We start from the raw sequence: 12,123 nt of genomic DNA, 5'->3' as shown, positions 1-12,123 counted from the left end.
TCATAAAATTTTTTCCAAAAAGCTCTTCTAAAATGGAAGAACATGTTATATACTTTAACTGTATTAAGACACATAGTACACTGTATACAGTTGGGAGGGTGGATATGTTTGAACTTGATTTAAGAAGTCGGAAGCCCATTTACGAACAGTTGGTGGAAAAGCTGAAAGAACTGATGATCAATGAAGTGCTGAAGCCTGATGAGCAGTTGCCTTCCGTACGGACATTGGCTCAGCAGCTGACGATCAATCCAAACACGATCCAGAAAGCTTATAGAGAACTTGAATCTCAAGGATATATCTATTCAGTGAAAGGGAGAGGTAGCTTTGTCAATCCTTCAAGTCACATTCAAAATGCGGAGAAAATCATGAAAGTGAAAGAAGAATTATCAAAACTTTTATCAGAGGCTCTTTATTTGGGGATAACCGCTGAAGATTTAAAAGAAATGATTGTTGAAATCGAGGCATCAGTTGGGGGGAATCAAGCTGATGATAGAAATTAAAGGCGTAAGTAAAGCGTTTGACAGAACAGAAATTATTCATAATATATCGTTTTCCATCCAGAAAGGATCCATCTACGGCCTTCTTGGTTCGAACGGGGCAGGCAAGACCACCTTGCTGCGCACGATTGCAGGGATTTTAAAGGCAGATCAAGGAGAAATCACACTTGATGGAGATCCGGTTTTTGAAATGACCGGAATCAAAGAGAAAGTCGTCTTCCTTCCAGACCAGCCATTCTTTTTCACTCATTATACATTGAAGCAGATGGCTCAATTCTATAAGAATACCTACAGCCGCTGGGACGAGGAAAATTATCATCAGCTCACGGCATTGTTTGAAATCGACCCGAACAAAAAGCTTCATAAGTACTCAAAAGGGGTGCAGCGTCAAGCCTCGTTTATACTGGCCTTATCAGCAAAGCCCGAGGTACTTGTGCTGGACGAACCGATTGACGGACTTGATCCCGTTGTCAGGAAAAAATTAAAGAATGTGCTGATTACAGAAGTCGCAGAAAGGGACATGACGATTCTGATCTCATCCCACAATCTGCGGGAAGTCGAGGATATCTGCGATCACATCGCCATCCTGCATCAGGGCAGGTTCCTGCTCGAAAAGGAACTCGATGACCTGAAATCAGGCATCCATAAGATTCAACTCGCGTTTAAAGGGGACGTACCCGACGGACTCTTCAACAAAATGGACGTCCTTCATAAAGAAACAAGGGGCAGTGTGCTGTTATGCATCGTGCGCGGTGAACATGAAGATGTCGAACGCCATATCCGTTCCTATCATCCTGTCATTTTCGACTTACTGCCGCTGACACTGGAAGAAATCTTTATCTATGAAATGGGGGATGTTGGATATGCCATCCAGAACATCTTGGATTAATAAGGAACTGATCATGCAAAGCCTGCGGAGTGTAGGCTGGCTGGGAATCGTTTATTTTATCGGGCTCTTGTTTGCACTTCCGATTGATATCCTGGGAAAATTGACGAATCCCAATCTCACATACTACAACAATATCTATGAAAATCTTTTCAAAATGCAATATCCGATTCAAATGGGGCTGCTGTTCCTCATACCGGTTTTGCTGGCAGTGTTTCTATTCCGCTACTTGCACGTTAAACAGCCGGCCGATTTCATTCACAGTCTGCCGATCAAACGGGATAAGATTTTCCATCACGCTTTGCTGACCGGACTCGGAATCCTGCTGATTCCAATCGTACTTAATACGATCTTTCTTCTAGTACTCTATTGGATTACTGATCTGAATCTTTACATTGATGCAGCAGACATCTTTGTGTGGGCAGGGATTACACTGCTGATGTCCTTCCTCTTCTTCTTGAGTGGAACGTTCATCGCCATGGTCACTGGCCTTTCAGCAGTTCAAGGTGTGCTGACCTACATCATCCTGTTATTGCCGGCAGGAATGTTCTTATTGGTTACCTTCAGCCTGAAGCAGCTCTTGTTCGGGTTTCCGACGGATTACTATTACACAATCAAGATTGAAGAGTACTCCCCGATCGTCAAAGCCGCCATGCTTGAAAATAAGATGATTTCAGGATGGGATGCGTTGATCTATGCCATACTGACGATTCTCTTCTATTTTCTTGCTCTGGCTCTCTATAAAAATAGAAAGATTGAAACAGCATCGCAGCCGATTACATTCAAGCTGCTTCAGCCGATTTTTAAATACAGTGTGACCTTTTGCACTATGCTTGTCGGCGGAATGTACTTCACTGAAGTGCAGGGACAGGGATATTGGATGTGGTTCGGATACGTCGTTGGAGCACTTTTTGGTTATTATGTAGCCGAAATGATTTTACAAAAGCACTGGAGAGTCTTTCACCACTGGAAAGGATACGTTGTTTATCTGCTGGTGATTGGCGCCGCTTCCCTCCTGTTTCAATTCGACCTCTTTCAGTATGAAAAGAAAGTGCCAGAAGCAAACATTATCAAGGAAGCCTATGTCGGCTACAGCTATTATGACTTATTCAACAATGATTCAATGACAGGCACCATCAGCGAGGACGGATTCGCCCACGAGATAAAGCGCGATCCGATGCTGAAAGAAGAAGATTCGATCAAAGCTGTCCGGAATCTGCACCAAGCCATCATTGAAAAAGGGGAAACGTCAACGGGATACGACAGAATGCCTGCCTTCTTTTACTATAAATTAGAAGACGGAAGCACACTTGTCCGAAGCTATGAAATCGAGCAAGGTGATCTTGAAGAGTACTACTCGGCTTTATACGAAACCAGGGAATACAAAGAAGCGACGAACGACATTTTCCACATCGATGAACAGAAGATCGATAAGTTGACGCTTCACCAGGAATATACCGCTGGAAAGACCGTCACCATTGTCGATCCGGAAGAGATCAAAGAGGCGATCGATCTATTAAAGAAGGAAATTTACAATGAGAGCTTCGAAGATCAGAACAGGCTGAGTACGTTCTCCGTTGAAGTTCTGATATCCAATAACCAGAGAACAGGCATCAGCGTACGCAATACGTATGATGAATTTGAACAATGGCTTCGCGATAAAGGCTACCTGGAGAAAATAAAAGTGACAGCCGATGATATCGATTGGATCTATGTCATCGATAAAAAAGAACATACCCGTGAATTGATGAAAGCAGATTATCCCGGCGACATCTTCCCTGCCCTGAAGGAACAGGGAACGGGTCTGGAGATAAATGAAAAAGAAAAGCTGAATGAAACACTGGAGAACCTCAGCTACGACAGACAGAGAAATCCATATTTAGTGGGTATCAAATACAAAGGGCAGTCACATGTCGAGGTAATGGGGCTGACCCAAGAAGACGCACCTTCCTTTGTAAAGCAAGCTTTTGAATAATGTATGAAGAAAGAATTGAGGTGATATCCATTGAGTGCCAAACTCATTCACATTGAATCTCCGTCATTCGAAGATGTGTATATTCAATTTAATCGACTGATCTATCACATCGCCTATAAATTGACGAAGGACGCGCAGCTTTCAGAAGACATCGTCCAGGAAACGTTCATGAAAGCCTACCGGAAATGGGATACCCTGATTGACTTCAGAAAGATCCAGGGGTGGCTTTCATCGATCGCCAACCGGACAGCCATTGACTTCATCCGAAAGGAATCGAAGCGCAGGGAGGAACTGGTCGACGATCAGGAAACCTATGATTCTCCATTCATCTCATGTGCAGCCAGAATGGTAGAATCGGAGGTGGACTTTCACCTTTTGGAAGAAGAGATTGAAGAAAGAATCGGGATGCTTCCTGCGACGCAGCAGGAAGTCCTCCGATTAAAGGCGATCCAAGGTCTCAGCGATAAGGAAATTGCCCGAAGGCTTAATCTTAATCCTGCCACGGTCAAAACCCGGTATCACCGGGCGAGGAAGCAGCTGAATATATTATTGAAGAAGTCCGCTTGATTCGATGAATTGTGGCGTGACCCCGGAGCGATGGCTGCTCCGGGGTTTTTTTATATTGGTTTTCGGGGTTGATCGGCGTTGATCGGCGTTGATCAGCGTGTTAATCGGCACTGATCGGCGTTAATTGGCGTTAATCTTTTAGTTTTGTACTGTAATCTTTCGCAAACTGGACTTTTTCTTTCAATTTCGGGCAGTAATCTTCGAGTTCCGCGGGATAATCTTCGAGTTTCAGGAATAATTCCGTCACTTACCAATATTATCCAATCAACACCATACCCAACTTCTCTCTCTACAAGAGCCTGAAACAATAAAAAAGCCGATTCACCCAAAGTGAATCGGCTCTTATCCCATTTTTATCAGTACGACGGACGCGTACTTCCGGCTCCAGCCTGCATCCTATACTCATCGTGAAGCAGTTTCACTTCAAACAGCGTAATCGGATCGAAATAGCGTTCCGGATGTTCCTTCATTTTCTTCAACGTTTCTTCATCTGCAGCAACTTCTGCTTCCGTCTCTTTTATCGTAAGATCGAGCTGATTGAATGGCTCTGCAAAGAAGGATTTCACATCCTGATCCAAAGATTTCTCAAACAAGTCGAATTGAACGAAGAACTTGTTCACGACGGACGCGGCAGTTTCGGAGTAATCCTCGTTTTCCAAATATCGTTTGTACTGGCTATAAAGCAGATTCTTGTTCTGAGGGATGCCTCCGAACAGTTTGCCGGCACTCTTCAACAGGAATTGACCAGGCTTGAATCTGAGAAGGATATTTTCCTTATCGATTTGTGCCCTGCTTCCCATCCTGCCTACATCCCTTCTCCAGTCATCGATCACCTGGAAGTCACACTCGAGGACGACCCGATCTTTACCGAATAGTTCATTAAAGGTTCCGCTCATCTCATTTAGGTAGTCCTGCCCATCCTGCAGTTCCTGCCTGGAGGACTGAAGCCAATTTTCTAATAAAACCACGTAGCGAGGCATGAGGTCTTCTTGAATATACGTTTGGATTCTTTCGTTCATGGCTTCGTTTAATTCAGTGTGTATTTGTCTGAAGTCACTTTCTTCCGTAATCAGCTCTGAGCATCCACTCAATATTTGAGGGATTTTCTTCTGCACTTCTTTTTTCATCTCTTCTTTCTTTTTACGGAACGAATCTTTTATCGCTTTTGTCTTGTCATTCTGCATATCTTCCAAGTAGGTATGGAAGCCGTTTAAGCGGACAAGGATATCTTTATTTTTCTCGATTGTATCTTTTAACTCGTGTTCCTGATTCTTTCGCTGAGCGAACAAGTCCTTCAACGTTTTTCTAACCAGGTAGAAAAGCTTTACTCTTCGCTCGGATTTCAGCGTGCCCGGGTTAAGGAAGTAATGATTTTTCAAGAAAGCTTCCACTCCGCTTTGCTGAAGATGTACCGCTTCAAGCGATGAATACGGGAGGACTTCAGCATCCGGGAACCATTCTCTGGCTTTCACCTGGACTGAGTCGATGATTTCTTCAGAACGTCCGGCATGATCGATCTTATCCATTTTGTTCAGCAGGAAATGAACATTTACGGGCTGGCCGATTTCCTTTAACGCTCTCAGTGTCTTGCGATCTTCAGCATTGAAAGGCGAATCTGCATTCAGTACGTAAAGAAGTCCATCGGCAGCAGGATAGAATGACGTGAGGTCTTTCAGTCCCTGGCTGTTCGCCTGAACGTCGATCAACGCACTGCCATTTTTCTGAAGGAATTCAGATGGCAGTTTGTACTCCACAAATGCTTCCCTTTCCATCAGCTCTTCAAAGTCTGCAATACTCTCCACTTTCTCTGCACCGCGGTCATGGACCTCCGTTACCTCTACCTGATCACGATGGTACCTGTATACAACGGTCGAATGTTCAGCCTCTCCCACACTCTCACCAAGTACGGAGTGCACAAAGGACGATTTGCCGCTGGATTCGCTGCCTGCAACCACAAGATACTGCTGGCTTGTGTCCAAGAGCTGTTCAGCGATCCACCTGGATTTATAGGAAACAGGTGCCTCATTTTTCTCTGACCAGTCAATAATTTTATTTAAAAGAAGAATCGTCTCTTCCATTTTGAATGCCGGATATTCTCCTTGAAGAAGCAGGTTCTCCGCCTCTTCGACAATCACTGGGTCAATGGAATAGGAAAATACATCATTCCATGCCATCACAGCCGCAGACGCAAAGAGCGGCTGCTCCTGTTTACTGATTTTCAGCCAGTTGGTCAAGAGATCCGGCATGATGCCTTCAATTTCTTTTACAAGATAGCCTTTTTCAAGGAAATGAAGATAGGCATTCTGGAATTGGGATGAGATATCCTCCCAGCGTTCACCTGGCTCTGTTTCCACATATTCAAAGATGGTATTCACCGTGGTCATCCATTCAATATGAGTGGCAGGCACAACTCTGTACGACTCCCATAAGCTCTGCACCAGCTCTCTGAATAACTGGCGATCCTTCTCATAAACGGTGATCAACACATCGTAAAAATAGTTCGGCGTGAATTCAGATGTATAGCCCATTTCTGCATACTCCAGCAGGGAACGGAACCACACCTGATCCCCGGTCCTGATCGACTCTTTCACACCAAGCCCGACAGCGTTCTTATAGTCCTGCTGTTCTTCGTAGAAGGATTTGGCAAGCTGGGCTACAAGCGGATAGTCCGGATCGATATTCAGCGCCTTCTCAATGATGCGGTACGCTGACTTCAGCTTGTTTCTCTCTATGTAAAGGTGGAACAGCTGAAGGGAAATCTCCATCGTCAGCACGGTATCTTCCGTTGAGATACCGGTGTACACATCCTCCGCGGAAGAAAGCATGCCGAGGGCATAGTAGGAATCGGCAATATTTTTCTTAGCCCAGGGCTCGAGCTCATTCAAGATGCTCTCCCATTTAAAAATAGCCGCTTCAAAATCTTTGCTGTGAAAATAAACCTCCCCCTGCGCATAGCGGATGTACGATAAATCATATGGCTCATTCTGCTGCTCTTCCACAAATGCTGCACCCAGCACTTCTATAGGATGAAGGGTTGATTCATTTTCTATTAAAAAAGTTTCATAAAATGACTTCTCCATCAATAACTTTTCTTCTATCATAATGTCCTCCGTTATATGTGACCCCTCTTTAAAAAGGGACTCACAGACTAGTCTATGGCTATCATTCTATCAGAATTTCACAAGGATAAAATTTCATTTCGTTTTCATTTTCTAATTGATTCTTTTTGCCGTGATTCGTTCGACTTACATTCATTACACAAGAAAGGACTATCCATTACCAAAAGGCTACACCCTTATGGAGAATAGATAGTCCTAAATATTTACCACCTTTTTTGGAGGTGTAAACTATAGAGTTGAATTTATGCTTGTCGGGCCTGACCAAGCCGTCTCCGCTTTTGTCTCATCCAGCTCCGACGGCTAGGACCTCGAGGTCATAAGTCAAGCCGGCATAAAAGGCATAGTGCGCCTTTTTTGCCGGCTCGCCTTATGCTTGTCGGGCCTGACCAAGCCGTCTCCGCTTTTGTCTCATCCAGCTCCAGCGCCTAGCCCCTCGAGGTCATAAGCTAAATGGGCCGAGAAGGCAAAGAACGCCTTCACGACCCATTCATCTTATGCTTGTCGGGCCTGACCAAGCCGTCTCCGCTTTTGCTGCTTCCGTCCTTCCATTACTGCCACTACAAATGCAAGGAGCAGGAAGAAGCTTGAGATTTGGAACAGGATTCCGATTTCTACAAACTGCGCCAGTACACCGAATACGAGGCCGCTTAATCCGATACCAAGGTCAATGGACGAGAAGAACATTCCGTTCGCCACTCCCCTTCGGTTATCCGGGGTCATGGACAATGTCCATGATTGAAGGGTCGGGATCAGTGAACCAAAGCCTACTCCGAACAGAATGCCCGAGAAGACGATGATCAGAGCATCGGAATGAGCAAAGGATAAGGCCCACATACCGACAAATGTGATCGAGATACAGAAAAGGACAAGTCCTTTTGGCCCGTGGTCGTCAAACCACTTCCCGGCTACCGGTCTTGACAGGGAGGCCATGATGGCATTGAACAAATAAAACAAGAAGATATGCTGTATTCCGCGTTCTTCCCCGAAGATCACGATGAACGTGACGATAGATCCGTATCCGAATGTGACCATGATGGTGATGAACGCAGGAAACCAGCTTGATTTTTCAATCAGTGAACCCACGTAAGAGAACTTCAGGTCCTCCTTCTTTGTTTCTTTCACGATTTCCGGTGTCTGATAACGAACGAGTGCCAGCAGGATGATGGCAATCGCCCCAAGGACACTGGACGTGATGATCAGATTCGTGAATGTGGTCACCTGGAATAAATAGATTCCAAGACTGGGAGCGATGATCATTCCGATGGTGATCGACAATCCGTAATAGCCCATCCCTTCACCGAGGCGGGATTTCGGTACGACATCCACTGCAGCGGTACCATTGACGGTTGTTGACCATCCCCAGGCAAGCCCGTGTACAAACCGGAACAGCAGGAAGATCACGACAATGGAGGACAATGGATAGACCACCGTGATAAGAAGCAATGACACCACTCCGATGACGACCAGTGGTTTACGGTCCTTGTACTCCAGCATGAAACCGATGAACGGCCTGCTCAATACAGCTCCGATGGAAAACAAAGTTGTTACCAGACCTATTTCCAGGCCTGACGCACCAAGGGACTTTATATATGGAGGCAATGTCGGGATCAGCATTTGAAACGACATAAATACAAAAAGATTTCCTACCATTAACATGATAAAAGACCTTGTCCATAGAGGTTCTTTTATTTTCGTCACAGGAAATCCCCCTTTCTATTATTCATCTATTCTCGGGAATAGCCCAAATTTATTTCGAATTACTAAATAATAGCACATTCCAGGTAAAAGATATATGATTTCGGCTCAGAGATTCCTGCTATTTTCTTACAAAAAATTCAATCCCGATTTCTTCCCGGTTCCATGTGAAATATGCCAAAATGATCAGTCTGTATGCACCTGACCTGACTTATGATATACATTCTGATCCTCATGAATTACTTATCTATAAGAAAACCCGCGTTGAAAAGTTCTCGATTTATACTATAATAGACAACATGACCAAAAGTTCAGAAAAATTACACATGCTATTTATATTTGAATTTTTATTTATAAATTGACATAAATATACATTTGCCAATAAGGAGGAAACAACTTGAACTACTCTTTGCGTCCATTAGGTGACAGTGCAGTCGTCATTCAATTGGGAGATGCAATTGAAATTGACACTCACGAAAAAGTAAAGAAAGTGACATCATTTTTAGAAAAAAATCCTCAAAAGTGGCTCGTCGATCTAATTCCAGCTTTTACGACGGTCACCCTTTATTATGATCCGATGACCGTTTTACAGGAAAGAAATGCCGAACTTCCTTACGAGGGAGTATGTTCCATCTTATCAGATTTACTTTCTGACGACTTCGAACATGTTTCTGCTTCTGCCAGAGTCATAGAAATCCCTGTATGCTACGGGGGAGAATACGGCCCTGATTTAGAAGAGGTGGCACACATCCATGGGCTTACGATGGAAGAGGTCATTTCCAAGCATACAAAAGGTGACTATCTTGTATATATGATCGGATTTGCCCCGGGCTTCCCTTATGTGGGAGGTTTGGATCCCGATTTAGCCACGCCAAGAAGAAACTCACCGCGATTGAAAATCCCGGCAGGTTCGGTGGGAATAGCCGGTAATCAGACAGGCGTTTACCCGATTGAAACACCTGGAGGATGGCAGCTCATCGGCCGGACCCCCCTTTCATTATTCCAGCCGGATGAAGATACCCCCAGTCTTCTTCAAGCAGGAGACCACATTAAATTCGTTCCGATTTCAGAAAATGAATTTAAAGAAATGGAGGGAAAAGCATGATAAAAGTTGTAAAACCTGGCCTCCTTTCTACCGTACAGGACCTCGGAAGATATGGATTTCAACGATACGGCGTCATCGTCAGCGGCAGTATGGACCCGATTGCGCACCGAATTTCCAACTGGCTTGTGGGGAATGATGAGAACAATGCAGTGATTGAGATGACCCTGACCGGGCCGGTACTCCAATTTCAGGAGACCTCGCTCATTTCCATTTGCGGAGGCGACTTGTCCCCTTCCATAGACGGACAGCCTGTTCCATTATGGCAATCCGTTCTCGTTAAGAAGGGCTCAACCTTAAAATTCGGGAGATGCAAAAGCGGCGCACGTTCTTACCTTGCCATTGCAGGCGGGGTCGATGTACCAGCAGTCATGAACAGCCGTTCCACCTATTTGCGGGCAGAAATCGGCGGCTGTGACGGCCGCGGCTTAAAAGAAGGAGATATGCTTCATTCTGGTGAGCTTCTTGAGGATTCCAAAGACATGGTGGAGTATTTGACTCCTTATTTGGAGGACAGGCCATATACGGAAATCGACTGGTCGATATCCTCCGAGTTCATTTCCATACATCAGCCTCAAAAGGCTATAAGAGTGGTGGAAGGACCGGAGTACGATCTTTTCACGGAAGAAAGCAGAAAGGCGTTCTTTAAAGAACCATTCAAGGTATCCCCGCAATCAGACCGCATGGGCTATCGATTGGATGGGGCACCGCTTGCCCTTGAGCAAGACCGCAATATGATTTCCGAAGCAGTGGCCTTTGGAACCATTCAGGTGCCTTCGGATGGCAATCCTATTATTCTTTTAGCAGACAGGCAAACAACGGGAGGATATCCACGTATTGGTCAGATCGCTTCAATCGACCTCCCTCTTATCGCCCAGACCAAACCGGGTGAAGAGCTTTCCTTTACACGCATAACCCTTGAGGAGGCACAGAAGCTCCTTGTAGACTTGGAAAAGCAGCTGCGCCATCTGAAGCAAGGGATTGCATTGAAAATTAAATAGACGACCTTAGAACCTACAGCAAAGGAGAGAAACACATGAAAAAATCAAATATCAGCGTGCTTCTGGGCGCAGCCTTTTTAATGGCCACCTCGGCAATCGGGCCGGGGTTCCTGACCCAGACGACTGTCTTCACGGAACAATTGGCGGCAAGCTTCGGGTTTGTCATCCTCATTTCCATCATTATTGATATCGGTGCTCAGTTAAATATTTGGAGGATCATCGCCATATCTGAAAAAAGGGCACAGGACATCGCCAATGACATCCTGCCCGGACTGGGATATTTCTTAGCATTTCTAATCGTCGCCGGCGGTCTCGCATTTAATATCGGAAACATCGCCGGAGCCGGTCTAGGAACAAATGTCTTATTCGGGGTTTCTCCCGAGATGGGGGCTCTTTTCAGCGGCCTTGTCGCTGTCGGAATCTTCCTTTTTAAAGAAGCAGGCAGATTGATGGACAAGTTTGCACAGATTCTCGGATTTTTAATGATCCTGCTTACGCTTTATGTGATGTTCACTTCAAGTCCTCCTGTGGGAGAAGCGGTCACGAAAACATTCATGCCGGATTCGATTGACTTCATGGCTATCATCACGCTTGTAGGCGGTACGGTCGGCGGCTACATCACATTCGCGGGCGGACACCGGTTACTGGAAGCAGGCATCACCGGAAAAAAAGCACTTCCAGAAATTACGAAGAGCTCTGTTTCTGCCATCGGGATCGCGTCGCTCATGCGTATCTTTTTATTCCTTGCTTCACTTGGAATCGTCGCACAGGGTCTGCAAATCGACCCTTCAAACCCTCCGGCATCCGTCTTCAATCTTGCTGCCGGAAACATCGGTTATAAAATGTTCGGAATCGTCATGTGGTCTGCGGCCGTTACATCCGTAGTCGGTGCAGCATACACCTCCGTTTCCTTCATCCGCACATTCAGCCCGGTGTTGGAAAAATACCATAAGTGGCTGATCATCGGATTCATCGTCATATCGACAATCGTATTTATTTCGATCGGAAAACCTGTTGCCGTCATGATCCTTGTCGGTGCTTTGAACGGATTGATCCTCCCGATCGCACTTGGCGTCATGCTTCTGGCAGCACACAAGAAAAAAATCGTCGGAGACTACAAACATCCGATCTGGATGACTGTATTCGGCCTTCTCATTGTAGTTGCCATGTCTTATATGGGTGTTTATACGATGATAAATGAATTGCCGAAGCTGTTTTAAATAGGAGTTGTGTCGGAGCCCCAAACTCTTCAGGGAGTTTGGGGCTTTTAATGTGATTGTA

At 45.3% G+C, this 12,123-nt stretch carries 9 protein-coding genes; 7 read left to right on the top strand and 2 right to left on the bottom strand.

What is annotated here, in order from left to right:
* Positions 1-104 precede the first annotated feature (104 nt).
* The 4 genes from ACUXV2_RS00600 to ACUXV2_RS00585 are packed head-to-tail and all read left to right on the top strand — an operon-like array spanning position 105 to position 3,925.
* A complete protein-coding gene (locus ACUXV2_RS00600) occupies positions 105-500 on the top strand; it encodes a GntR family transcriptional regulator (RefSeq protein WP_341985553.1) in 396 nt (131 codons plus the stop codon).
* Positions 487-1,386 (top strand): ABC transporter ATP-binding protein, encoded by a 900-nt coding sequence (locus ACUXV2_RS00595; protein ID WP_446245135.1) that lies wholly within the window; start codon positions 487-489, stop codon positions 1,384-1,386. The genes ACUXV2_RS00600 and ACUXV2_RS00595 overlap by 14 nt, the downstream gene beginning before the upstream one ends.
* Entirely contained in the window at positions 1,361-3,358 is a 1,998-nt protein-coding gene (locus ACUXV2_RS00590) for a DUF6449 domain-containing protein (RefSeq protein ID WP_446245134.1), read from the top strand. Before ACUXV2_RS00595 ends, ACUXV2_RS00590 begins: the two co-directional genes overlap by 26 nt.
* A gap of 30 nt (positions 3,359-3,388) precedes the next feature.
* Positions 3,389-3,925, top strand: a complete 537-nt coding sequence (locus ACUXV2_RS00585; RefSeq protein WP_446245133.1) for an RNA polymerase sigma factor — start codon at positions 3,389-3,391, stop codon at positions 3,923-3,925.
* 356 nt (positions 3,926-4,281) lie between these two features.
* On the opposite strand, the gene ACUXV2_RS00580 is transcribed toward ACUXV2_RS00585, so the two are convergent.
* Both ACUXV2_RS00580 and ACUXV2_RS00575 read right to left on the bottom strand, forming a co-directional pair.
* The gene (locus ACUXV2_RS00580; RefSeq protein WP_446245132.1) at positions 4,282-7,026 is read right to left on the bottom strand and encodes a GTP-binding protein; all 2,745 of its coding nucleotides are present in this window, start codon (positions 7,024-7,026) and stop codon (positions 4,282-4,284) included.
* 510 nt (positions 7,027-7,536) lie between these two features.
* Entirely contained in the window at positions 7,537-8,700 is a 1,164-nt protein-coding gene (locus tag ACUXV2_RS00575) for an MFS transporter (protein WP_446246972.1), read from the bottom strand.
* A gap of 436 nt (positions 8,701-9,136) precedes the next feature.
* On the opposite strand from ACUXV2_RS00575, the gene pxpB reads away from it, so the two are divergent.
* From pxpB to ACUXV2_RS00560, 3 genes are read left to right on the top strand one after another with little or no spacing between them, the layout of a single operon-like run.
* Positions 9,137-9,844: a 5-oxoprolinase subunit PxpB gene (pxpB, locus tag ACUXV2_RS00570; protein WP_446245131.1), complete on the top strand. Its 708-nt coding sequence runs from the start codon at positions 9,137-9,139 to the stop codon at positions 9,842-9,844.
* Complete coding sequence (locus ACUXV2_RS00565; protein ID WP_446245130.1) at positions 9,841-10,842, top strand: 5-oxoprolinase subunit C family protein; 1,002 nt, start codon at positions 9,841-9,843, stop codon at positions 10,840-10,842. The genes pxpB and ACUXV2_RS00565 overlap by 4 nt, the downstream gene beginning before the upstream one ends.
* Positions 10,843-10,877: 35 nt before the next feature.
* Positions 10,878-12,062, top strand: a complete 1,185-nt coding sequence (locus tag ACUXV2_RS00560) for an NRAMP family divalent metal transporter (RefSeq protein WP_446245129.1) — start codon at positions 10,878-10,880, stop codon at positions 12,060-12,062.
* The last annotated feature ends 61 nt before the right edge of the window (positions 12,063-12,123 follow it).

The organism is Rossellomorea sp. NS-SX7 (assembly GCF_052828565.1).
This window is presented reverse-complemented; position numbering and strand designations above follow the sequence as displayed.